The sequence below is a fragment of the Candidatus Arthromitus sp. SFB-mouse-Japan genome (genome assembly GCF_000270205.1).
In the GTDB taxonomy this organism is placed as follows: Bacteria; Bacillota; Clostridia; order Clostridiales; family Clostridiaceae; genus Dwaynesavagella.
Map to the genome: position 1 here is coordinate 1,054,586 of NC_015913.1, position 24,832 is coordinate 1,079,417.

The window sequence follows — 24,832 nt, forward strand, 5'->3', positions numbered from 1 at the left end:
TAATTGTAAATAATAATAATTAATATCAATTAGTTATTTAATTAACATTAATTAAAATGTCATTATGATTGTCCCAAATACAATAAATATTAAACCTATAAATGATATTTTACTTAATTTCTCATTAAAAAATATATATGAAAATGCTACAACAACAACTATACTCAATTTATCTATTGGAATAACTAAACTTACAATTCCATTTTTTATTGCATAATAGTAGCATAACCATGAAGCTCCAGTAGAAATACCTGAAAGTGAAATAAAAATTAATTCCCGTCTATCAATCTTAAAAATACTTTTATATTCTTTTGTTACAATAATAATTATCCAAGAAATTATAAGTATAACAAACGTTCTTATTAAAGTAGCTAGATTTGAATCAATGTTATCAATTCCAATTTTACCAAGGATTGAAGTTAATGCTGCAAAAATTGCTGAAAGTATTGCATAAACAATGTAAATATTATTCTTTATATCTTTGTTTCCTTTCAAGCATAAAGATTGTTCCAATTAAAATAAGAACAATGCCGATTAATTTAATTAATAGTTTATCTGTTTCTTTGAATAAAACTATAGCAAACAATATGCTAAGTACTACGCTTGACTTATCTATTGCGGCAACTTTGTTTAAGTCGCCAATAGAAACAGCCTTGAAGTAAAATAGCCAAGAAACTCCTGTTACAACTCCAGATAATAAAAGAAATATTAATGATTTTGGTGTAATGTTATGAATCAAATTAAAAGATCCACTTATAAAGACTATCAGCAACGAGAAAATCAAAATTATAATCGTTCTTATTGCCATAGCAACATTTGATCCTATTTTCCTTATACCACACTTTGCAAGTATTGATGTTATTCCTGCAAAAAATGCAGACATTAAAGACATAATGATCCACATTTTAAATCCTCCTAAAAATATTTTTTATAAATAATAAACAAAAAGAGTAATAAACAAACTGTTCATTACTCTTTATTAGATTTTATATATGTTTCGATGGACTTTATAAGTCTTATTGCTCTTTTCTTTGATCTTTTCTTGTAGAAAAAATTCATAATCTTAAAGTTTAAATCCATACTGTTTGTTTTACCTATAAACTCTTCTTTATATATAACATCAATGTTCTCATCATCAACTTCCTCGATATTATAATATATAGTATTAATTCCCATTGCAGATTTAAAATTTGCACCATATAACTTCGGAGAAACAAAATGCGTTATAATAACGTCAACCTCTCCCCTTCTACCGAGTTTATTTTTAAGATTCTTTGTATATTTAAATCCATTGTATATATCCCTTGGAACTAGTTTCTTCCCAGTTGATTTCTCAATATCATATATTACAGATTCTTCTATCTTACTAAAAAAATCCTTCGCACTTACATTAAGTCTCTCTTTTACTTCAATCATTCCTATTAAAACCCATTATTATCATGTAATTCTTTAAACCAATAACCAGACTTTTTAATTATTCTTTCTTGAGTATCAATATTGAGTTCTATTAATCCATATCTATTTTTGTATGCGTTTATCCAACTCCAACAATCTATAAATGTCCAAACCTGATACCCAATACAATTACTTCCTTCACTAATTCCTTTGTGTAACCAACTTAAATGTTCTTTATAAAAATCTATTCTATAATCATCCTCAATGCGTCCATCTTTTTTGAAACGTTCCTCACCTTCAACTCCCATTCCATTTTCAGTTACCATCCATTCAATATTCCCATAATTATCTTTTATATTTATAGCAATATCATACAATCCTTTAGGATAAATTTCCCAACCCCTGTGTGGATTAATTTTTCTTCCTGGCATTATATAATCATCAAAATAATACTGTGGAAAGAAAGGAGCATCTGGGTTTGGCATATTTGCTTTTGCACAAACTCTAACCGGATGATAATAATTAACTCCTAAAAAGTCTACCGTGTTTTCTTTTATAGTTTTTAGATCTTCTTCTGTATATGTTGGCATCAAATCGTGTTTTTTGATTATATTAAATAACTCTTTGCTATACTCCCCTTTAACTGCTGGATCTAAAAAACTCTTATTTGCAAATAGCTCAGCAATTCTTGAAGCATCAACATCTTTTGGGTTATCACTTCTTGGATATGCTGGGGTAAGATTAAGTACTATTCCAATTTTCCCACCTTGATTTAGTGTGTGATACTCCTTTATTGCAGATGCACTTGCAAGTGCTGTATGATACGCAACTTGAACCGCAGCTTTTGGATCAACCTTGCATGGATAATGATAACAAAGTAAATACCCACATTCAACATGTACAATTGGTTCATTAAATGTAAACCAATGTTTAACTATATCTCCATAAAGTTCGAAACATTTCTTTGCATAATCTCTGTAATAATCTACAACTTTTCTATTTTCCCATCCTCCAATTTTTTGGAGTTCATATGGCATATCAAAATGAAACAAGCATACAAAAGGTTCTATTCCTTCATTTTTCAGTTCCTCAAATACATTGCGATAAAATTTTACGGCATCTTGATTTAATTTACCATATCCATTTGGAAACAATCTTGACCAACTTATAGATGTTCTAAAGGAATTATGGCCTGTCTGCTTTAGTAATTTTATATCAGATTTATAATTTTTATAAAAAGTTGATGTATCTTTTGGTCCAACACCACCAAAAAATTTATATGGCTCTTCCTCATACCAAATATCCCATATATCTTGTCCCTTTAAACCATCGTCATGAGATCCTTCGCTCTGAGTTGCACTAGTAGCACTACCATAATAAAAATTATTTGGAAACTTAATCATCCCTTTTTACCTCCAGATTTATTTTTTTTAAGCAAAATAATCCCCAATAAAATAATCACCAATCCTCCTACAATCATTATCATAGGATTAGGAGTTCTGGGTGACAACATAATACACAATAATCCAATTGATATTAAAAACAAAATCCAAGCTGATTTTTCATCTTTCATAATTAACTACCCTATTCCTAAAAATTAAGAGTAGGGAGATAACCCTACTCATTAATTTTATTTATCTTTAACTCTGTTTGCCAACAGAATAAAAGGAGTCCATATACAAGTAGATATGACAACGTTCAGTAATGCGACTCCTGCCGCTAAAATGCTACCACCTGTAGAGAAAAATGCGTAAAGCCCAACAGGCATTACCCAAGGTACTTGAATATATACAGGCGGAATGACTCCAATAGCTGTAAAGAAATATGCAACCATTCCACAAATCGGAGGAACAATTAACCAAGGTATCAAGTAAACTGGGTTTAAAACTATCGGCATACCAAATATTACAGGTTCATTTATATTAAATACTCCCATCGGCGCTGAAAGTTTCGCAACCGCCTTAGCATCATCACGTTTTGAGAAAATAAAGATGGCAATTATTAATCCTAGTGTTATACCTGATCCACCCATCTGCGCAAAAGCATCGATTGATCCTCTAGTCCACAAATAAGGCATTCCTTGTGTTGTTCCATTCTGTGTGAAATACTCCAAGTTTTTAAGAAGTGCTGGTGTATAAACTCCTTCAATTATTGGAGCCATAACATTTGATCCGTGCAATCCGAAGAACCACAATAGTTGCACTAGGAACAATACTATTATAACACTAAAGAAACCTTGTGACAAAGATAAAAGTGGCTCTTGTACCCATTTTATTATTAAATCATTTGGATATAGTCCTGTTAATGAGATACAGATCTGTGTTACTATTCCAAACGTATATATCGCAATAACTCCCGGTATAATAGCAGCAAATGCATTACTTACCGCTGGTGGCACTGATTCTGGAAGCTTAATTGTAACTTTTTTTACCATCAATTTTATATAAATCATTGATGATAAGAATCCTACAATTAGACAAGTAAAAAGTCCAGAGGCACTAGTATACCCCTGACTCATATACCCCCAAGAACTAACGCCTTGAAGTACAACATTATTATCATTATTTAGAGCCACATTGAGTCCCAAGTTTTTAAGGGTCTCAAATGCAGACGAATCTACATTTGGTAATATAAAATCAAAAATAGCACTTTGATTCATACAAGTAACAACTGCAGCAAAAGATACAATACCTCCTGCAATTGGGTTTACGTTATAAGCTCTAGCTAGATTATAACCAAACGCAAATGTAAACACAATTCCCAAAATTACAATTGAACCAAAATAAACATTACCATTAATATTAATAATTTGAGTCATTGACTCTACAAATTTATTTCCAACACCAAACCAAGTATTTGGAAGATCTCTTAAGAAAACATTAAGAAGTACAGCAATACTTCCAACCATTGTAATTGGCATTATTGCAACAAATCCATCACGAATAGCAACTAAATGCTTCTGACTTCCGATTTTAGAAGCAACAGGCATGAAGTACTTTTCCATCCATTTTAAAAATGCGTTCATTTATATCTCTCCCTAGATAATGATATAATCAAATACTCCTATGCCCTTAGTTACCAAGTAAATTTAAAGCTTGTTCTAAGACCTTTTCTCCATTCATAGTACCATAAGCTTGCATATCTATAACAGCAACAGGTTTATCTCCTGCAAGACCTTTCATTTTGGACTCTAAAAATCTAACTTGTGGTCCAAGAAGTAAAACATCAGCATTTGGCAAATTATCTATTGCCTCAGACTCAGAAACAGCCCAAATTTCAGCTTCTATTCCTTTTGCTTTTGCTGAATCCTTCATTTTTGTAACCATCAAGCTTGTTGACATACCTGCAGAACATACAAGTAGAACTTTAACCATAATAAAACCTCCTAATGATTTTGAAAAAAATAAATAATATATCAAAACGATATCACGTTTAAAATATTTAAGCAATCGTTTAGTTGAATTTTATCTTAAATTTTGGAAACGTTTAACATTAATTTAATCACATTTATATAGACATGTCAATTTAAACTGTGTTATAAAGTTACTATATTTTATTTGAAAAGTAGGTTAATTCAACATTTTATAAAATTTCAGATTTATGTTTCATTTAACTAGATAATTTTTAAGAAGTTAAAAATTAACAATACGAATCCAAAAAATTCTTAAAATAAGGAGGGCGTTTCATGGATATGAAACCAATCAAAATTGTCACAATAGGTGGTGGTAGTAGTTATACACCAGAATTAGTTGAAGGTTTTATAAAAAGATATAACACTCTACCCGTAAAAGAATTATGGCTAGTTGATATTGAAGAAGGTAGAGAAAAATTAGAAATCGTTGGCAATCTAGCAAAGCGTATGGTTAAAAAAGCAGGCGTGCCAATGAAAATAATTCTTAGTTTGAATAGACATGAAGCTTTAAAAGGTGCTGACTTTGTTACAACTCAAATTCGTGTTGGAAGACTACCTGCTCGTATACTGGATGAAAAAATTCCTTTAAGTCACGGAATGATTGGACAAGAAACAAACGGTGTTGGTGGAATGTTCAAAGCATTCAGGACAATCCCAGTTATACTCGAGATCATTAAGGATATAGAAGAAATTTGTCCTAATGCTTGGCTTATAAATTTCACAAACCCAACCGGAATAATAACAGAAGCAATTTTAAAATATACAAACTTCAGGAAAGCAATAGGTCTATGCAACGTTCCTGTAAACATGATTGACGGTTTTGCAAAAATACTCGAAGTTAATGAAAAAGACGTAACTATGGAAATACAAGGTACAAATCATTTCATATTTGCAACAGACATATTTGTAAATGGTAAATCAAGATTTGAGGAAGTTCTAGAGAAATACGCATACTTATCAAAGGAAGATTCAATACAAATGAAAAACTTTATTTCTCTTCCTTACTCTCCATCATTTATAAAAGGTCTAAATGCAATACCTTGTCCATATCACAACTATTACTTCTTCACAAAAGAACAACTTGAAGAGGAACTCGAACAATTTAAAAAAGGAGAAGTTCGTGGTGAAGTTGTATATAAAACTGAAGAAGAATTATTCGCACTATATAATAAGGAAAATTTGCAAGAAAAACCTGAACAACTATCTATGCGTGGTGGTGCTAAATATTCTGATGCTGCCTGTAATTTGATTCAAAGCATTTACAATAACACAGGCGATATACAATATGTAAACGTAAAAAATAACGGTGCTATATCTGATATGCCAAATGATTGTGCTGTAGAAATCGCTTGTAGAATTACTTCAGATGGTCCAAAACCAATTGCAACTGGTAATCTAAAACTTCAAATAAGTGGATATATCCAAATGATAAAAGCATTTGAAAGAATGGTTGCTGATTGTGCTATTAGTGGAAATAGAAATCTTGCTGTAACTGCTCTAAACATGAATCCACTTTGTCCTAGTGATGCAATAGCAAATGTCGTTATTGATGAACTTATTGAAGCACACAAAGAATATTTGCCACAATTCAAAAAAAAGATGTAGCTTAACACTACATCTTAAACACATCATCCAAAATATTTCTCAGAAATTTTACAGCATCAACACAAACTTCTCTCCAATCATCATTTCCAACATACCAAAACTCGCCATTAAACATTCTAACTCCCATTTCTTTAAGAAGAGTAACATTTTCTTTAAATTCAGTATGCCCACGCCCAAATTCTATTTCTCTATAATGATTCGGTATTGTTTCTTTTAGATGTGCTGCAAATATATGACCTTCTCCACTCTTTATATCATCATTAACACTGTGATTATATATAAGGCTGGCATTCTTAAGATTTCCGATATCTGGATAAACTCCAAGATATGGACTATTAATTATATTCACATAATGCATTGCCTTCTTAACTGTGTCCATAAAACTCGTTTCCATAGTTTCAAACCCAAGCATAACACCCTTAGTTGATGCAAGCTCTACACATTTGTATAAATTCTCTTCAAATATCTTCGCAGTTTCATTTGTTGACTCTTCATAGTAAACATCATATCCAGCAAGCTGTATTATTCGGACTCCAAGATCACTTGCAAGATTAATAGCCTTCTCCATTATATCTAGAGATCTATTTTGCATATCCTTATCCAAATGCCCTAAAGGAAATTTTCTATGTGCACTTAAACATATAGAATTTATTTTCTGCTTGCTCTCAAAAATATCATCTCTAAGAGCCTTAACTTCATGTGAAGTCCATTCAAGTCTCTTAAGTTTTTCATCAGTTTCATCAATGCTCATCTCTAAATAATCAAATCCAAACTCACGACTCAAAGTAAGTTTATCAATCCAACTCAAATTTGATGGCATACTCTTCTCATACTGACCTAGTAAATAGGATTTCATTTAAAAATCACCCCTGACCATAATACGAATTTGGACCATGTTTTCTCTTAAAATGCTTATTCAATAATACAGGATCCATATGTTCTAATTTATTTCCAGTTAATTGATTGCTCAAATATGCCATATTAGCACACTCTTCAAGAACAACGGCATTATGCACTGCATCAAAAGCATCTTTACCCCAAGAAAAAGGTCCATGACTTTTAACAAGCACAGAAGGAATATGCTTCGCATCTATATTTCTTGTATTAAAAGTTTCAACTATAACTTTTCCAGTTTCAGCTTCATACTCTCCATTTATCTCTTTTTCATTCATATCTCTTGTGCAAGGAATATTTCCATAAAAATAATCTGCATGAGTAGTTCCCAAAGCTGTTATATCTCTTCCAGATTGTGCCCAAGCTGTAGCGTATCTTGAATGAGTATGAACAACCCCTCCCACATCTTTAAAATTCTTATAAATTTCAATATGCGTCATAAGATCAGAACTAGGTTTTAAATTTCCTTCAATAACTTTCCCATCTAAATCACAAACAACTATATCGCTTTCCTTCATAATTTCATAATCAACACCACTGGGCTTTATCAAAACTAATCCACTTTTCCTATCAATTGCAGAAACATTTCCTCAAGTCATAATTACAAGATTATACTTAGGCAATAGTAAATTTGCCTCAAATACATCTTTCTTCAAATTTTCTAACACAATAACTCCTCCTTAATCCTCAACAATATAAACAACTGCCTCATTAGCGGTATGATTTGCACTCAAAATCAAATCTCTATTTCCTTCATTTATCAAATGTAAATTTGCAGGTTCCACACCTTTATCTATAACCTTTGTTACAAACTTTCCATCAATATATTGAACATAAAATAACTCAGCATCTAAACGCCTAACTCCAGCAATAAATATCGGAACACCTCTCAAATTTCCAGACACAAGTGAGTGTGCAAAATCAATTTCATTTTCATAAGTATAAACTTTCCTATACTCTCCATCTATCATCTTATGGATATGAATTTTATTTTCATGAAAAGCCTCTATCGTCATAATTTCTTTAATTCCATCATTATCTATGTCAATAAGAGAAACTTCACCGATCATTCCATTCATTACCTTCTCTATACTCCACTCATCTCCTAAATCTATAGGTGGTTTAACCTTATAAAGCCCATCATCACAACCAAAATATCCACAAACACTACCATCTTCGTCATAATCTCTTGAATATCCATGATTTCTAAACATTCCATCTTTCAAAACTTGAACCTTCAATTCTCCTTCAGGAGTTTCTGGAAGTACCCCTACATAAATTTTCCCTGCACGGCTCCAATCTTCTTTACTATCTTTTAACTCAGCTATAGTTGCAACTATGAAATAATTAACATTCCCAACTCTATAAATATCAAATCTATGAATATATGGAATCTGTAATATATCTTTATACTCCCATTTTCCATTAACGACTTTACCCCAAACAACCTTAGCAAGAGATGGAGAAACCTTCATATAAAATTCTTGAATTGCAAGAAACTCCTTTTCCTTATTTGGTATAGGAATAAGTGACATACATCCTCCAGCCTTCTTCCAAAGTTCACAATCAAATTCAAAATCTTCTCCCTCAAAGCTCTCACAAATAACATCAGGGTCTTCACTCGCAAAAATATAGTGATTAACATCGTCATAATACATGCTACTGACTGCGTAACACCTTTTTATATCATCTAACTTTTTCTTAGTAATTTTCATCTTTTAATACTCCTTTACAAATTCTAAATATGAAAAAAGCTACCTCTTATGGTAGCCTTAATTACTTTATACCAACACCAAGTAAAGACTCTTCAATTTCCTTTACTGAAATGACATTCTTTAATCCAATAACTTTTGTTCCTTTTTTCTCAGCTTCTTGAAACATTGGAACAAAATTCTTAGAGCATAATACGACCTCATATTGCGATGCTAATGATTTTCCTTCTGATATTGCACAGTGATAAATTGATTGAACATCTAAACCAATTTTTTTAATAACCTTTTCAACATTTAACTTTATCATCATGCTAGTTCCTGCACCATTACCACAACAAACTAACAATTTTAATTTTCCTGCCATAATATACACCTCAATTATTTATTATTAGTCTTTTCTTTGTAAGCATCCCAGTCTTCAACGATTAAAAAGTAAGTATCAGGTCTTTTACGATATTGAATCTGTGGAATAGCAATTAAAATTAAAATAACTATGGCAATTCCTGCATAACCTGTAAACCTCATAATAACTGTAAATATTGGCCATACAGTAGCCCAGTCAAACATTCCTATATATCCTCCAAATCCTGCAAGTTCTACCCAACCTGCAATAAGAGCTGATCCAAACACTTGTATAAGTCCAGATATAAATGGGAATAACATCGCTGCTCTTATTCCTCCACGATTATCTGCATAAACAGCTATTACTGCATTATCAAAGAACAAAGGAACAAATCCTGCAATAATAAGTGTTGGAGATTTAATAATTAAAAGAATTAATATAGCTAAAAATTGTCCTAATGCTCCCATAATAAATCCAACAGTTACAGCATTAGAAGAACCAAATCCAAATACTGCAGCACAATCTATTCCTGGAACAGATCCTGGTAAGAATGAATTTGAAATTCCTTGAAAGGATTGAGTAAGTTCTGTTACAAATGTCCTAACCCCTAACTGTAATATGGATAAATAAACTGCAAAATTTAATGAAGTCGTTAATATATAAAAGAAAAAGTTATCATTTGCAGTAAGGAATTGTGATTGAATCAAATAATCTTTTCCTAAAACTACAAGTATAATTCCAAAGAATATGAACATTAAACATGAAGTCGCAACTATATTTTCATTAAATATTGATAAGAATCCCGGGAATTTTATATCATCCAATTTCTTACCATCAGCTCTCTTAAGTTTTTCTGCAAATTTTGAGAAAAGAGCTATACCAAACATTTGTTGATGAGCAATACAAAATCCTCCGCCATCAGTTAATTCTTGAGTAATCTCAACCGTTAAATTTGAACCAACAGCCCAATAAAGTCCCAATATAATTCCCATTATTACAAGTATCGAAACATCATTTAAAAATGGGAAACAGAATAATATAAGCCAAAAAGTAGTTGATGCCTGTTGTACTTGAACGTGACCAGTTGTAAAAACAGCTCTCATCTTTGTATACTTTTTAAACTTAACTAACAAAAGATTCATTACAAAGGCAATAAGTAATAATATCAAAACATTAGAAAAAGTTTTACCAAAAGCCGAAGACAAAGCCTCATTTACAGCATTTTGTCCAAAATAAGGATCAATAACAGCCGCACTTAAATTAAACCTCTCTTTAAGTCCAACAAGTATCGGCCCAAAGTTATTTACAAGTCCTGATGATCCAACCGATAAAATCATATATCCAACGGTTGCTTTTATGAAACCAGAAAATGCATCATATATAGGTTTTTTCAACAACAAATAACCAATTAACACCACAAAACCTATAAGGTAAGCTGGCTTAGTTAAAATATTGTTTGCAAAAAATTCCCAAATACCAATTAAAAATTCCATAATCATACTCCTATTTATTTGTATTTATCTACAATCTTTCGGAACATATGTTCATTATCAGCCTCCAAAAGATCAGATATTAATTCCTCATTCTCCAATATCTCCATTAAATCCTGCAAATTCTTGACATGTTCATCATTATCTCGTATGGAGAGTGAAAAGAATAAACGAGCTTGCTTTTCATTATCATTAGGATCAAACATTACTGGTTTTTTTACTTTCATGAAAGCTATAGTTGTTTCTTTGCACCAATCCTCATTCACATTTGAATGTGGCATAGCTATATCCTTCATAAGAACAATATAAGGTTCATATTCCTCTACACTTCTAATCACATCATCTACGTAATAATCGTTTACAATCCCATTTTTAAGAAGTGGAACATAGCTACTCTTAATTGCATCTCTCCAATCATCGAAACTTTCATGAAATGAATAATAAGATTTATCTAATATTTTTTTTAGCACAAAATCATCTCCTATAAAATTGAACGGAACGGAACATTAGGTTCATCTGTGAAACAATCCTCAAAACCTCTTCTATAGTGATATTGACGTTTATCTTTGTCATTTGGATAAATGAATTTTCCTCCAACATCCCAGATAAACGGCTTAAACTTATATTGAAGTACATCTTTCTTATATTCATACAACATATTAACTTCCTGAGGATCAGCTTTAAAATTAGTCCAAACATCATAATGGAAAGGAATTACAACTTTACATTGAAGTGCCTCAGCCATACGTAATATATCAATTGATGTCATCTTATCCTGATTTCCAATAGGATTCTCACCAAAAGATCCAAGAGCAACATCTATTTCATGGTCTTTACCATGTTTTGCATAATAAACAGAATAATGAGAATCTCCACTATGGTATATGCTTCCAGCATCAGTCTTTATTAAATAGTTAACAGCTTTCTCATCCATATCATTTGGACAAACTCCTCTAATATCTTCATCAGCTGTAACCAAACAAGTTCTATCAAAACTATCCAAAACTACAATTTCAACTTCATTTACCTTTACTACATCACCAGGCTTAACTTCAATACATCTTTCAGCAGGTACTCCATAAGAAATCCATTTTTCTATACATTTCTTTGGTCCAATAAACGGTACTTCTTTATTAACATTTTTCATAACCGCAGCTGCATAAAAAGGATCTATATGATCGTTATGGTAATGTGTAGATAAAACTGCATCAACATTTTTAACCGCAAATGGATCAAAAACTATCGGAGCTGCTCTTAAATTTGGTTGAGTCGCTCTTCCCCCTGTCATATTTCTCATTTGATGATACTTATCCATCTCTTTGACTTTCTTAGTTCTCTTTCCATTTCCAAACCATAAGTCAATTGAAATGTTAGTATTTTGGTGCGTTTTAATCCAAATACCAGTACATCCAATCCACCACATTGCAAATATTCCTTTTTCTACTACTTCATCCTCTATATCTTCATTGAGCCAAGTTCACCACTCAGGAAACGCTCCAAGTATCCAAGACTCTCTAGTTATTTCATCTATCTTACTCAATTTAAACAACTCCTAAAATTAAATTAAAATATGTTTTTAATTTACTACTGTACAATAAATCGTTTCAATAACTTTTAGGAGCATTTTAATTTTTTATATGATCATTTTAAGTTAATCAATTAATAACAAATGGTGTATAATATTTAACAAACAATAATTATAATCTAGTTATAATAAAATTAATTCTTCAATTTATATTTAATTTTAAAAGTGGTGAGTATTTTGAAAATATCCAAGAAAATAATCAATACTCGTAGATGCAAAATACTAATGGAAATCCAAACTTGCGACAAAGTATTTGTGAATAATCTTTCTGAAAAGCTCAAGGTATCCCCCCTAACAATTAGGAGAGACCTACAAGTGCTTGAAGACAATGGCTTTGTTGAAAGATTTTATGGAGGTGCAAAATTCAAAGAAGAAAAATTATGTCTCAGAGAAAAAGAGGATTATATAGATTCAATTGCAAAAATAGCTTCAAGGTATATTGAAGATAATGATGTTATTTTTGTAAACTCTAGCAAAATAACTTTAAAAATGCTCGAGTATATCCATAGCAAAAACGTAAATGTAATAACTAATAATGCAAATGCAGTACTTATAAACAACCCAAACATATCAGTTATTTTAACTGGCGGTGAATTAAACATAAACAAAAAATCCCTAACAGGTGAATTTGCAATTAAAACATTAAATAATATTGTTGCCACTAAATGCTTTCTTGGATGCAGTGGAATCACTACAAATGGATTTACTTCAATTATTCCACAAGAAGCATATATTAATGAATGTATGCTTAAAAGATGTGTTGGTAATGTATTTATTTTAGCCGAAACTTCAAAGATTGGGCGTGAATATAACTTTTTAAGTGCTCCAATCAATATGATAAACACTTTAATAACTGACGCATCTCCATCTGATGAGCTTATAAATATTCAGAAAAAAGGAATCAAAATAATTTATTCACATTAAAACATTAATAAAGAGTATTTGAAAATCAAATACTCTTTTTGTTTTGAAATTTTATTTACTCCATCTCTTAACTTTAACTTTTCTGGTTTTATAACTTTCAAATTTTTGAGCAAACTTCTTAAATCCACCTAAAAAGTTTTTAGCAAACTTCTTATTCCTATCATCCATAATAAAAGATTTTGTTTTTCTAAAAATCTCTTGAGGGGAAAACTTATTATATCCTATAGTATGAACAACATTTCTCCTTGGTTTCCTCTTACTCCTACTTTCAATCATTTGTCTTAAACTAGCTATATCAAATTTAAAATTCATGACCATATTCTCCCTTTATAAATTCTAGAAATTATTTAAAATATCCTTAACTTTCCTTATCTCTTCTTCGTTAGTTCTCCATATTTCATACTCACTTAAACTCGGTATACCCATATTAACATTCTCATTTCTAAATTCCATTTTACTATTTAAAACTTGTTTAGCTGACATATGAAATGCCTTTATTTTAGTTTTTAATAAGAACTCCTTTATAATATTTGAATTCATACCTGAGCCTGCCATTATAGAAATTTTACTCTGAGATTTTTCATGCAACTTACTTATTAACTCCATTCCCTTTAAACAATTGTTCTGTTGTCCAGAAGTTAATATTGTATGAAGTCCAATCTCTATCGATTGGTTCAACACTTCAAAAGGATCACGACAAACATCAAAAGCTCTATGAAGTACAACATTCATATCTCCAGAAATTTCCTTAATCTCTTTCATAAAATCATAATCAAGTTCCCCATCTTTTTTTAATGCTCCAATAACAATTCCTTCAGCTCCAGCATCACGAAAAAGTTCAACTTCACACTTAATAATATTTTTCTCATAATCTGTGTATAAAAAATCCCCAAATCTTGGTCTCAAAAGAACATGCATAGGTATACTGGATATCTTTCTGATTTCTTTAAATAGAAATATGCTAGGACTAGTTCCTCCAATTGATAAGTTTGCACAAAGCTCTAATCTATTTGCTCCACCATTACTTGCATTTATAGCTGATTCAACGCTATCAACACAACACTCTAAAATAAACTTATTATTCATAAAGCACCTCTCCTAATTAAAAGATATCATTAATAAGATACTTTAAAATGATGATATTTTAAAGTATAATTTAAATAATAATTAAATTTAGATAATTTTGAGGTTTAATCAATGAAATATATTTTCATACTTTTAGGTGTTTTTTGTTTCATAATTGGAGTTATTGGGATAATTCTTCCCCTAATACCAACAACTCCTCTATTTCTACTCACTCTAATTTGTTTTGCTAAATCCTCTCCCAAACTTGAAAAGAGGTTCATTTCATCTAAATTTTACAAAAAATATTTGGAAGACTTCATGAAAAATAAAAGACTTCCTCTTAAACGTAAAATATTTTTAGTATGCTTAGCTACAACAATGATGTCTTTTCCTCTAATAATACTCGATAATATAATAATAAAAATATTAGTGGTAATGCTACTTGCATATCTTTATTACTACTTCTTCTTTAAAATTAAAAACTATTAGCTTGCATTCCATTTATAATTATTGTATAACTATAAGGTAATAAATTTTAAGGAGGTCTATGATGTTAGATTACAAAGTTAAATGTATAATAAAGGATTGTGTTCCAGTATTAAGAGACCGTGGAGTTGAATTAACAGAAAATTTCTATAATTTAATGTTTACAAATAATCCAGAGGTTAGATCTCTTTTTGATGATGATAGACAGAAAAGTGGGGAACAAGCCAAAGCTCTAGCATCTTCGCTTCTTGCAGTTGCTCAGAATATAGATAATTTAGAAAAAATTCTCCCAACTGTTAAAAAAATTGGCATGTCTCACGTTAAAGCAAATGTTAAACCTGAACATTATCCAATAGTTGGAAAAAATCTTTTGCTAGCAATTAAAGAAACTTTAGGTGATACGGCTACTGATGAGCTTATTAATGCGTTTTCAGAAGTTTACAAATATATTTCAAAGATATTTATAGATATAGAAAAAGAACTATATAATACTATTTAAACGCTCAAAAGGAACAATAAACTGCTATTTTATTGTTCCTTTTGATATTTTTTAAGATAATCAGAGTTGTATTATAAATCTTTTTGTTATAAAATCCAAAGTAAAAGTAAACAATTTATTTAAATATATTTCTAAAACCTGAGGGGGATAATGATGAATCAAAACGCTAAAAAAATTATCGAAAACCATATTCCAATTTTTAAAAATAAAGGAATGGAATTCTCAAATAATTTCTATAAAATTTTATTTGAATATAATAATAACGCTAAATTACTTTTTAAAGAAAATAGCTTAAAAAATGATGAGCAAATAAAAGATACGTCGTTTCTTTTTGTATCCATCTTTGAAAACGTAAACAACATTGATAAAATTATTCCTATTATAAAAGAATTTGTAAATAAACATATGAACATAAATTCTAATATTAAAATAGACTCTTGTCAGATTATTAAAGAAGCTTTCTTATCATCTTTTAAGAAAACATTTAACGAAATTGCTACAAATGAACTTATAACTGCATATTCCGATATATATGACCTAATTTCTAGAGAATTATGTGATAAGAAAAATAATTCGGGATACAAAAATGAACATGAATTCATTCAAGACCCTTGGGCAAGAATTACTACAAGAAATGGACTTGCTGGAGATGAGGTTATATCTTCACTTCAAAAGTGTATAAGACGTGGTCTTGTTGAAGATGCTTGTAAATTTGCATATGAAATGTACATCACATCCCCACAAATGGAAGATAAACTTTGGAGAAGACTTGTTACTATAACTGTTGAGGATATTGGTATGGGTGATGTTAATGCCCCAATATTAATAAACACATTAAACGAAATGAGAAAAAATTACGCATATGCTGACGGAGACAGACCAATATTTTTCATACATGCAATAAGATATTTATGTGCTTGTCAGAAAGATCGTTCAAGTGATCTACTTAAAAATATAGTTATAAAAAGTTTTGCTATGGGATTTATTCCTGAGATTCCAGACTTTGCTTTAGATAAACACACTATAAGAGGTGCAAAAATGGGACGTGATTCATTCCACTTCTTAAACGAAGCAAGTAAAGTAATTCCCCAACTTCCAATAGACAATGACTATAAACAACGTTATGAAGAAATACTAAAGACCTATAATCCTGATAATGTTTGTAAATCAGCATTTAAATACAATCCTTGGCAAGAATAATAGAACGAGAGGTTATAAAAAATGAAATCAAGTTCAATGTTTGAAAAATTAGATAAAGCACTATCTCCTATAAGTACAAAAATAGCTAATCAACGTCATTTAAGAGCCGTTTCAACGGGTATGATGTTAACATTACCTTTAATTGTAATTGGTTCACTGTTTCTTATAATAGCGAATCCTCCGGTAAACCCTGATATAATTGATCCTAATACTACAAATATATTTTTAAAATTCCTTCTTTTATGGAAATCATTTGCTGTACAAAATTATTCTCTAATCACTACGCCATACGATATGACAATGGGACTTTTAGGACTTGCATCAGCATTCACAATTTCATACGCTTTGGCTAATGAATACAAAATGAAAAGCATAATGTCTGGTCTTATATCAATGTGTGTGTACTTTATGGTATCTGCAACAGTAATTGACGGAAATATATCAACAGCATTTTTAGGATCTGATGGATTATTTGTAGCCATAATTATTAGTCTTTTATCAGTCGAAATAACTAGATTAATAGAAAGAAAAGGATTCCAGATTAAAATGCCAGATAGCGTTCCCCCTGCAGTAACATCATTTATAAATTCAATGTTCCCACTACTCGCAAACATTTTAATAATCTATGGCATAAATGTAATAATAAAAGTAAATTTTGATATGTCAATACCTCAAGCCATAATGTCTATATTAAACCCTGCTCTTTCTGTTGTTGACAATTTATGGGGATTCCTATTAATTATGACATTTGGTAATTTATTATGGATTATTGGCGTTAATGGTACATCAATAATATTCCCAATCGTATTCACTCTTGGGATAACTAATACTGGATTAAATGCCGATTTAATTGCATCTGGTCAAGCTCCAAATTTTTTAATGAACTTACAAATGTTTAGGGTCACAGTACTTGGTGGAGCTGGGAATACATTAGGACTTGTAATTTTAATGTTATGGAGTAAATCTGTTCATTTAAAATCCCTAGGTAAACTCTCTATTATTCCAGGAATATGCGGAATCAATGAACCTATAATTTTTGGTGGACCAATCGTATTTAATGCAATATTAGCAATACCATTTTTATTAACTCCAATAATAACGGTAAGTATGACATATTTTGCACAGAAAATTGGATTAATAGGACTTGGATATTTAGTTGATCCATCATTTACTCCTTTCTTTGCTCAAGCTTATTTATCATCATTAGACTTTAGAAATGTTATATTTTCATTCTTTTTAGTTCTTGTAAGTCTTGTCATATATTATCCCTTTTTCAAAGTTTACGAGAAAAACACACTAATCAAGGAAGCTAAATAAAAACAATTAAAGGTATAGCAGTTTTAGCTATACCTTTAATAATTAATTTATGAAACTAATATCTTGATCTTTTGGAATCTCTATATATTTAATTTTTGTATTATTAAGTTCTTTTTTAAGATCAATACAAGAAATTCTTCTATTAGTTGTTAAAGAGAAATAATATTTCAGGCTTTCAGAGCACATTATATCTATACTTTGTGTGAACTCAAAATCTGATCCCTTATCTGTTTGAAGCCCAACTATTCCTTCTGCCATATAAACTGTTGAAAACATATTAAACATTCTTGTTACTCCATCAAGCTCATCATTCCCCTTAGGAGAAAAATTTTTAGTAAGAGCAACTCTTATAAAACGATCAGTTGAAGCATATCCTCCTGGGAATCTTAACCCCCACACACCAAAAGCCTTAAACTCTTTTCCACATATAGTATCTTGTTTTACTCCAAGTGGTGATTGCCCCAAATAATTCCTAATATTTTGTTCATGCCATTCATAGTTAGGACTATTTGTCATAACACCTATAGTATTTCTATGTACAGTAACTCCTCCTTCATTAGGTTCAACAATTATCGCCTCACCTGTAGAATCAAAAAATATAAAATGAACTCTTATTTCATTCCCAAATACCTTCTCACTACTAAAGTTTATTGCTTTAGCCTCTCTCTCTACCTCATCTAAAGTTTTACAAGTAGACAACATATAGGTAACTATAAATGACGGATTAACACTAACACTATAATTATCATTTGTATCATAACAAGCAAAACCTGGATAATTTAGAAGTGCACCCATAAGTCCATGTTCATTGATTCCATCAACAAGAAATGGTGTATCTAGACCGTTTATATTCATTCCTGTTACTACATATTCTGATTTCACCATACTCTTAGTTTCAATAAGTGTACTAAACTCATAATTCCTTGGAATAACAACGAATGAATTACTATCTAAATTCCCAAAATAATCATAAGTTCTTCCGAGCAAATGTTTCCCGTCAATTGTCTGCCATGAAAAACTACTACAACCAATATTCATATCGATTACCAACCTTCAAATTTTATAATAATTTATTATACTCTTAATTTTAAGAATTAGCCAAAACACTCAAAAATTTTTTAGAGTATTTAATTCAAATATTGCAAACAATAATTATGTTTAATGATTTTTTACATTGCAAATTATCAGGAGTGAAATTAATGAAAAATATAGAAAATAATAATTTATTTCCAATAAGTTTATTAATAGATCGAATCATTTCTAAATTTAACCCCACAAATTGCAACAACTTACATATAGTTTATTCTCTTGTATTTGATAATCAAGATCCTATTTATTTGGAAGTTAAAGATGGATTTTGTAAACTTTTAGATCATATCCCTTCACACATAAATACGACAATCAAAACAACTCACGCAATTTGGCAAAAAATTTGCTTAAATGAAGCATCACTACAACACGCATTAGAAGAAAATCTAGTTAAATGTGATGGAGAAATCAAAAATTATATGTTGCTATGCAACTTACTCAATAAAGATTTACCTGATGATATCAAAAACTCTAATGCATTCTCAATTACTAAAACAACAACTGAAGAAATCAGTACAGAAAATAAAGAATTGCTACCACACCCAAATACCATAACGAAAATTGAAACTCCTTCAAATATCATAACTATAACAGAAACTCAAAATCCTGAAGTCAAAATAAATGGATCTACCCCTATAGATAACACAGCAATAGCAAACTTAGATAATTTAAAAAATAAGAACGTGGAAATACAAGATAAGAAAGTTCACAAACGTCAAAAAAAGAAGAAAGAAGAAAAGAAATGCAAGAAAATTATTGTCAAAGAAAATAAAAAACCTCAAAAAATAAAAGCTCCTAAACCACCAAAAGTTAAAAATAAATATAAAAATTTTATTTCAGCTAATTCCCTATTAAGTGTAATGGTAGCCAACTTCAACCCTACACAATCAAATAATCTAAATCTATCATATAAATTTATATTTGAAAATTCAAAACCAATTTATCTTGAAATTAAAAATAAAACCGCAAAATTACGTCATCGATTTAATGAGGAAGTAAACACTACAATAACATCAACTTATAAAACATGGTATGAAATTATTTTTAAGGATTTAAAAATTGAAACTGCATTATTAGATGGAAAAATTAAATGCGATGGGGAAGTCAAAAATTTAAAAATTTTACGTGAATTATTTAAAACTAATAGTGAAAACAAACAACTAAAAACAACAAATTTAAATCTCAATCCTATTATTTGGTTTGTACTCGCTATAATACCATGGTTATTTTACTGGATAGGTATAGATACTTTTAATTCACTAATTACTTCTACATTTGCAATACTATACACTACAATTTTTGTAACATTTATAAAACCCTCAAAGTTTAGAAAAATTACAAAACTTGAAGCATTAACATTAATTGTCTTTCCATTTTACAATCTATTTAATGTATTAAATCCAGTAGTATTTAATGAAATAGTCTCATCTTTTTTTCTTAACATAATACTAATTTTGATGTTCTTTATGAGTTCAGGATGTGAAATATCAGCTATGTCAGAATATTCTGAAATTTCATACAATTCTACAATTTCTGAAACACTGTTATTTAAGATTATAAATAAAAATTTAACAATATTATGGTCAATTATATTTACAATTAGATTTATTTTATCCTTGATTTTAGAAACACCTCTATATAATGTATCTTATATATTTATTATATTAGGAATAATTATTTCATGGATATATTTAAAATTAAAACTTAATATTAAGGACTAAAATATATTAATATTTTAGTCCTTTTTTATTTACATTTAGTTTTATTTTTTAATATTGACGTAATGTTAATTATTTTTTATACTATTCCTGCAGTCACATTTTTGCATAAAACCAAAAAGTATTACAAAAAAAATATCACATAGTAATAAAAAATATTAAATTTTTCTAAAGGGTTGGTGATTTATTTCAATGGAAAATTCATTTCTGAGTGGATTTTTAATGGTAAGCAATCCTTTAACGCTTACATTTTTAGTTTCATTAATACTATTGTTTGGCATCATGGTATTCTTGAAGAAAAAACATATAAGCTTTTCAATCAGAACAATAATAGGGACAATTATCGGTATTTTATTGGGTGTGGTAATCCAGTTAGTATCTAGAACTCCTGAGAATCCACTAGATATTACTTGGATTAATGAAACAACAAAATGGTATTCACTATTTGGTAATGGATTTATCGATTTGATAAGAATGATTGTTATTCCTCTAATTGTTATATCAATTATTCATGTTATTATTTCAATTAAAAATTCATCAAATATAAAAAACCTCACATCAAAAACCATTTTCGGATTTATTGTAAATGTTCTTATAGCATCCATTATAGGTATAGTAGTTGCCCAATTGTTCAAATTAGGAATATCAGGAAATGTAGTTTCTTCATCTGTAAAGATAAAAGAAGTTAAAAATTTCGTTGATATACTAAGAAATTTAATTCCAAAAAATCCAATTGAAGCAATGGTTAATACAAATATAATTGCTGTTGTAATTTTTTCTGCATTTGTTGGGATTGCAACCAAAAAGATGGCTTCAATTTATAAAACTCAAATCAGTACTTTTGTTAATTTAATTGATGCTCTTCATAAAATAATAGTTAGTATTGCAATGTCAATAATAAGTCTAATACCTTACGCAGTTATTCCACTAATGGCGAATTCAATTGCACAACGAGGTTTAAAATCAATTTTAGAAGTTTTGACATTTATAGTAGCTATGTATGTTGCAATGGCCATAATGTTTGTGGTTCATTTGATAGCCTTATCGATATTTGGATTAAATCCGATTATCTATTTAAAAAAATCTATCGCTCCTCTGTTCCTTGCATTCACTTCAAGATCTAGCCTAGGAACGCTACCTGTTGCCGTTGAATCTTTAACAGATTCTATGGGTGCTACTGACTCAACTTCCGCCTTTGTTATGGGGCTTGGTTCTACAGCAGGACAGGCTGGTTGTGCCGGAGTGTTTGGTGCAATGGTTATCATTACTATAGCAAATATGAGTTCTACACCAATGACATTTTCATTTTATTTAATGTCGGTTTTAGTTGTAACTATAAGCTCATTTGGTATTGCAGGTATCCCTGGTGGTGGACATACTGTTGCCTCATCAGTTTTATCTGGTACGGGATTAGCTCCATATTTTGAACTTGTTGGACCAATATTAGCTGTTGATCCTATAATAGATATGGGGAGAACACTTTTAAATATAAACGGTGCTATGACCATATCACTAATTGTTGATAAATCATTAAATCAACTAGATATAGAAAAGTTTAACAATGAGAGTCTAAAAATAAATTAAACACTTTGTAAAAATAAAACATAAAACAATCCAAAAATGACGGGTATAGATTTTTATCTATACCCGCTTTGAAAATATAAAAATCTTCTAACATTCAAAAATTAATACTCTTTCAAAATTCCTTTTAGCTTTGCTAATACCCTTTTTTCAATACGAGAAACCTGTACCTGACTAATTCCAAGTACAGATGCTACTTGAATTTGTGTCTTATCTTTAAAATATCTAAGCATTATAATTTGCCTACTTTTTTCATCAAGTTTACTTATCATTTCTTTTAACACGAGCCTATTTAAAATAATTGAATCATCAGAAACTTTTTCTTCAATTTTATCGATCAAAAGAATTGGTGATCCGTCGTCTTGATGTACAGTATCGTATAAATACTGCGTACTTGAACAAGAATCTATAGCCAAAATTATATCATCAACACTTAATTTAGTATATTCAGCCAATTCATAAACCGTTGGTTCTCTATTCAATTCTTTTGTAAGCTCATCACGCTTAAACATTATTTTTCTTGATATCCCTTTTACATTTCTACTAATTTTAACGATTCCATCATCTCTCAAAAACCTTTTTATTTCACCCAAAATCATAGGAACCGCATAAGTAGAGAATTTAACATTATAATCGCTATTAAAATTTTTAATAGCTTTAATAAGTCCAAGTGCTCCAACTTGGTAAATATCATCATAATCATATCCCCTACCTAAAAATTTTTTACTTAGTGATGCAACTAATGGTAAATTAATTTCCAAGAGCAAATCTTCAGCTTTTTTATCTCCATCTTTAACTCTCTTTAAGAGCTCATCATTTTCATAATGACGTAAAGTATTACTGGAGACTGCATTTTCATGTGCCATTATACACTCACCTTACTTTTTTATATACTTTACCATTCTAATATGAGTTCCTTTATCCTTGCCACTCTCCACATATAATTCATCCATAAAGCTTTCCATCACAGAAAATCCCATACCTGAACGCTCAAGATCAGGTCTTGATGTATACAAAGGCTCTCTTGCCTGAACAATATCATCAATTCCACATCCATGGTCTATAACACTTATTATAACTTTGTATTTGTCATTTTCATTTTCTTCTTCATCTTCGATACTAACATTAATAATCACATTAGTACTTTTATCTTCATTATAGCCATGTATTATAGCATTAGTAACAGCTTCTGATACTGCAGTTTTAACATCACTAATCTCTTCGAGCGTTGGGTCCAATTGAGCAATAAACGCAGCAACAGCAACCCTAGCAAAACTTTCATTGCTAGATCTACTGCTTAAAGTTAAACTCATAGTATTTTGCATACAAATCCCCCTAAGCATTATTCATAACCTCTGTCAAATCACTATGTATTTTCACAATCTTACTAATACCCGACAATTCAATAACTTTTTTGATCGTTTTATTCAAATTAATTAAAAACACTTGTCCATTCTTAGCTGTTATTTTCTTATGTCTTCCGATTATTATTCCAATACCTGAACTATCCATAAACGAAACGTTTTTAAAATCAAAAACTAAATTTTTAGAAGTGGACGTATCTATGTAGTAATCTATTTTTATCCTTATGTATTCAGCCGAATGATGATCTAATTCTCCATTAAGATAAGCTACAATGGTATTATTTTGTTCTTCACAAAAAACTTCCAAAAAAAACATCCTTTCTAAAAAACGAATTTGGGATATCTTGAATATGTAAAAATTTTACAATATTATAATAATAAATTCAACATAAAAATATAAATATTTTCTATATTATAATAAAAAAATTTCAGTACACAAAATTTTATGTACTGAAAACTTCTACTACTTTGTTAATTGTATAATCTTAACAATATCATTTATTTTATATATCAAATGATCACTATTTTTCATAACAAGAGATATATTTTCATCTTCATAAAGTTTCTTGAATAGTTTCAATTTGTGTTCAACATCTAGTAAAAATTTTTCATTTACTGCTTGTACCGATACGTCATTCTTATATGTAACTGAATCATTTATTTTTCCTAATATAAAAGATAAAACACTGTCTAAATCTTCATTTAATAAATACAAATAAATTTCAACAATACATAAAAGATCAATTTCTTCCAAAAGGTCAACAAGCTTTACACACAAATTGATATCAAACTTATTTTTTAATGTCATCCCTCTTAATATAGAACTTATATGAAATAAAATATTTTTTACATCATCGTTACTAAAAATCCCATTACAAATATTTTTGATATGTCCAACATTGATAGATCTATTTCTAATGTGAGCATTTAAGTTTAGTTGATTAATATAGCTTCTTACGATTTCAAAAATTCTCCCCGAAAAATCGCTAAATAATTTATAGAAAGTATTTCGAAATTCGTTTAATACTTTTGAATAATCAAAGGAATCCTCTAAGTCATTTAATAATTCTATAGCATTATGACCTTCATTAAATAAGAAAAAATATCTTTCATTGCAGTATTTCATCTGATTTTTACTCCTTATTTATTACCA

At 29.7% G+C, this 24,832-nt stretch carries 27 protein-coding genes and 2 pseudogenes; 8 read left to right on the forward strand and 21 right to left on the reverse strand.

Annotation, left to right across the window (positions count from 1 at the left end):
* Nucleotides 1–51: 51 nt before the first annotated feature.
* The 7 genes from SFBM_RS08295 to SFBM_RS05165 form a co-directional block, all read right to left on the reverse strand.
* Nucleotides 52–495, reverse strand: coding sequence for an EamA family transporter (locus SFBM_RS08295; protein ID WP_005805852.1), 444 nt, complete (start codon nucleotides 493–495; stop codon nucleotides 52–54).
* Nucleotides 467–904 carry an EamA family transporter gene (locus tag SFBM_RS08300; RefSeq protein WP_005805850.1) on the reverse strand — a complete coding sequence of 146 codons (438 nt, stop codon included), beginning with the start codon at nucleotides 902–904 and terminating at the stop codon, nucleotides 467–469. The genes SFBM_RS08295 and SFBM_RS08300 overlap by 29 nt, the downstream gene beginning before the upstream one ends.
* Nucleotides 905–969: 65 nt before the next feature.
* Nucleotides 970–1,416, reverse strand: coding sequence for a DUF3284 domain-containing protein (locus SFBM_RS05145; RefSeq protein WP_014017981.1), 447 nt, complete (start codon nucleotides 1,414–1,416; stop codon nucleotides 970–972).
* Nucleotides 1,417–1,421: 5 nt separating this feature from the next.
* A complete protein-coding gene (locus tag SFBM_RS05150) occupies nucleotides 1,422–2,798 on the reverse strand; it encodes a glycoside hydrolase family 1 protein (protein WP_005805843.1) in 1,377 nt (458 codons plus the stop codon).
* Nucleotides 2,795–2,968: an LPXTG cell wall anchor domain-containing protein gene (locus tag SFBM_RS05155; protein WP_005805841.1), complete on the reverse strand. Its 174-nt coding sequence runs from the start codon at nucleotides 2,966–2,968 to the stop codon at nucleotides 2,795–2,797. The genes SFBM_RS05150 and SFBM_RS05155 overlap by 4 nt, the downstream gene beginning before the upstream one ends.
* Nucleotides 2,969–3,025: 57 nt before the next feature.
* Nucleotides 3,026–4,420 carry a PTS sugar transporter subunit IIC gene (locus SFBM_RS05160; RefSeq protein ID WP_005805839.1) on the reverse strand — a complete coding sequence of 465 codons (1,395 nt, stop codon included), beginning with the start codon at nucleotides 4,418–4,420 and terminating at the stop codon, nucleotides 3,026–3,028.
* 46 nt (nucleotides 4,421–4,466) lie between these two features.
* Nucleotides 4,467–4,769: a PTS sugar transporter subunit IIB gene (locus tag SFBM_RS05165; RefSeq protein WP_005805837.1), complete on the reverse strand. Its 303-nt coding sequence runs from the start codon at nucleotides 4,767–4,769 to the stop codon at nucleotides 4,467–4,469.
* A gap of 311 nt (nucleotides 4,770–5,080) precedes the next feature.
* On the opposite strand from SFBM_RS05165, the gene SFBM_RS05170 reads away from it, so the two are divergent.
* On the forward strand, nucleotides 5,081–6,412 hold the full coding sequence (locus tag SFBM_RS05170) for a 6-phospho-beta-glucosidase (RefSeq protein ID WP_007439844.1): 1,332 nt from the start codon (nucleotides 5,081–5,083) through the stop codon (nucleotides 6,410–6,412).
* A gap of 7 nt (nucleotides 6,413–6,419) precedes the next feature.
* Here the strand turns inward: SFBM_RS05170 and SFBM_RS05175 are convergent, their stop codons facing one another.
* From SFBM_RS05175 to ulaG, 7 genes and pseudogenes are all read right to left on the reverse strand, one after another.
* On the reverse strand, nucleotides 6,420–7,268 hold the full coding sequence (locus SFBM_RS05175; protein ID WP_007439843.1) for an L-ribulose-5-phosphate 3-epimerase: 849 nt from the start codon (nucleotides 7,266–7,268) through the stop codon (nucleotides 6,420–6,422).
* Between the two features lie 7 nt (nucleotides 7,269–7,275).
* Nucleotides 7,276–7,974, reverse strand: a pseudogene (locus SFBM_RS05180) (L-ribulose-5-phosphate 4-epimerase).
* 12 nt (nucleotides 7,975–7,986) lie between these two features.
* Nucleotides 7,987–9,021 carry a hypothetical protein gene (locus SFBM_RS05185; protein WP_005805830.1) on the reverse strand — a complete coding sequence of 345 codons (1,035 nt, stop codon included), beginning with the start codon at nucleotides 9,019–9,021 and terminating at the stop codon, nucleotides 7,987–7,989.
* 61 nt (nucleotides 9,022–9,082) lie between these two features.
* Nucleotides 9,083–9,382 (reverse strand): PTS sugar transporter subunit IIB, encoded by a 300-nt coding sequence (locus SFBM_RS05190; RefSeq protein WP_014017982.1) that lies wholly within the window; start codon nucleotides 9,380–9,382, stop codon nucleotides 9,083–9,085.
* Between the two features lie 14 nt (nucleotides 9,383–9,396).
* Nucleotides 9,397–10,854, reverse strand: a complete 1,458-nt coding sequence (locus SFBM_RS05195; RefSeq protein ID WP_014017983.1) for a PTS ascorbate transporter subunit IIC — start codon at nucleotides 10,852–10,854, stop codon at nucleotides 9,397–9,399.
* 14 nt (nucleotides 10,855–10,868) lie between these two features.
* Nucleotides 10,869–11,321: a PTS sugar transporter subunit IIA gene (locus SFBM_RS05200; protein WP_014017984.1), complete on the reverse strand. Its 453-nt coding sequence runs from the start codon at nucleotides 11,319–11,321 to the stop codon at nucleotides 10,869–10,871.
* 11 nt (nucleotides 11,322–11,332) lie between these two features.
* A pseudogene (ulaG, locus tag SFBM_RS05205) lies at nucleotides 11,333–12,391 on the reverse strand (L-ascorbate 6-phosphate lactonase).
* Between the two features lie 222 nt (nucleotides 12,392–12,613).
* Between ulaG and SFBM_RS05210 the strand changes: the two are divergent.
* Nucleotides 12,614–13,360: a DeoR/GlpR family DNA-binding transcription regulator gene (locus tag SFBM_RS05210; protein WP_242821620.1), complete on the forward strand. Its 747-nt coding sequence runs from the start codon at nucleotides 12,614–12,616 to the stop codon at nucleotides 13,358–13,360.
* Between the two features lie 51 nt (nucleotides 13,361–13,411).
* On the opposite strand, the gene SFBM_RS05215 is transcribed toward SFBM_RS05210, so the two are convergent.
* Both SFBM_RS05215 and SFBM_RS05220 read right to left on the reverse strand, forming a co-directional pair.
* On the reverse strand, nucleotides 13,412–13,672 hold the full coding sequence (locus tag SFBM_RS05215; protein ID WP_007439839.1) for a hypothetical protein: 261 nt from the start codon (nucleotides 13,670–13,672) through the stop codon (nucleotides 13,412–13,414).
* A gap of 24 nt (nucleotides 13,673–13,696) precedes the next feature.
* Entirely contained in the window at nucleotides 13,697–14,446 is a 750-nt protein-coding gene (locus SFBM_RS05220) for a copper homeostasis protein CutC (protein WP_005805815.1), read from the reverse strand.
* Between the two features lie 111 nt (nucleotides 14,447–14,557).
* On the opposite strand from SFBM_RS05220, the gene SFBM_RS05225 reads away from it, so the two are divergent.
* The 4 genes from SFBM_RS05225 (at nucleotide 14,558) to SFBM_RS05240 (ending at nucleotide 17,927) form a co-directional block, all read left to right on the forward strand.
* Nucleotides 14,558–14,914: a YbaN family protein gene (locus SFBM_RS05225; protein WP_005805812.1), complete on the forward strand. Its 357-nt coding sequence runs from the start codon at nucleotides 14,558–14,560 to the stop codon at nucleotides 14,912–14,914.
* Between the two features lie 61 nt (nucleotides 14,915–14,975).
* Nucleotides 14,976–15,410, forward strand: coding sequence for a globin domain-containing protein (locus SFBM_RS05230; protein WP_007439838.1), 435 nt, complete (start codon nucleotides 14,976–14,978; stop codon nucleotides 15,408–15,410).
* Nucleotides 15,411–15,563: 153 nt separating this feature from the next.
* Nucleotides 15,564–16,610, forward strand: coding sequence for a globin domain-containing protein (locus SFBM_RS05235; RefSeq protein WP_007439837.1), 1,047 nt, complete (start codon nucleotides 15,564–15,566; stop codon nucleotides 16,608–16,610).
* Between the two features lie 21 nt (nucleotides 16,611–16,631).
* A complete protein-coding gene (locus tag SFBM_RS05240; protein WP_005805805.1) occupies nucleotides 16,632–17,927 on the forward strand; it encodes a PTS sugar transporter subunit IIC in 1,296 nt (431 codons plus the stop codon).
* A gap of 42 nt (nucleotides 17,928–17,969) precedes the next feature.
* On the opposite strand, the gene SFBM_RS05245 is transcribed toward SFBM_RS05240, so the two are convergent.
* Nucleotides 17,970–18,965 (reverse strand): linear amide C-N hydrolase, encoded by a 996-nt coding sequence (locus SFBM_RS05245; RefSeq protein WP_014017985.1) that lies wholly within the window; start codon nucleotides 18,963–18,965, stop codon nucleotides 17,970–17,972.
* 161 nt (nucleotides 18,966–19,126) lie between these two features.
* Here SFBM_RS05245 and SFBM_RS05250 point away from each other — a divergent pair, with 161 nt between their 5' ends.
* Nucleotides 19,127–20,737: an alkyl sulfatase C-terminal domain-containing protein gene (locus SFBM_RS05250; RefSeq protein WP_007445197.1), complete on the forward strand. Its 1,611-nt coding sequence runs from the start codon at nucleotides 19,127–19,129 to the stop codon at nucleotides 20,735–20,737.
* A 189-nt stretch (nucleotides 20,738–20,926) separates the two neighbouring features.
* A complete protein-coding gene (locus SFBM_RS05255; RefSeq protein WP_005805801.1) occupies nucleotides 20,927–22,318 on the forward strand; it encodes a cation:dicarboxylate symporter family transporter in 1,392 nt (463 codons plus the stop codon).
* 101 nt (nucleotides 22,319–22,419) lie between these two features.
* Here the strand turns inward: SFBM_RS05255 and sigF are convergent, their stop codons facing one another.
* From sigF to SFBM_RS05275, 4 genes are all read right to left on the reverse strand, one after another.
* Nucleotides 22,420–23,181: an RNA polymerase sporulation sigma factor SigF gene (gene sigF / locus SFBM_RS05260; protein WP_005805799.1), complete on the reverse strand. Its 762-nt coding sequence runs from the start codon at nucleotides 23,179–23,181 to the stop codon at nucleotides 22,420–22,422.
* 12 nt (nucleotides 23,182–23,193) lie between these two features.
* Complete coding sequence (spoIIAB, locus tag SFBM_RS05265; RefSeq protein ID WP_014017986.1) at nucleotides 23,194–23,640, reverse strand: anti-sigma F factor; 447 nt, start codon at nucleotides 23,638–23,640, stop codon at nucleotides 23,194–23,196.
* Between the two features lie 10 nt (nucleotides 23,641–23,650).
* Entirely contained in the window at nucleotides 23,651–23,995 is a 345-nt protein-coding gene (gene spoIIAA / locus SFBM_RS05270; protein WP_005805795.1) for an anti-sigma F factor antagonist, read from the reverse strand.
* Nucleotides 23,996–24,142: 147 nt separating this feature from the next.
* On the reverse strand, nucleotides 24,143–24,805 hold the full coding sequence (locus tag SFBM_RS05275) for a hypothetical protein (RefSeq protein WP_005805794.1): 663 nt from the start codon (nucleotides 24,803–24,805) through the stop codon (nucleotides 24,143–24,145).
* Nucleotides 24,806–24,832: the final 27 nt, after the last annotated feature.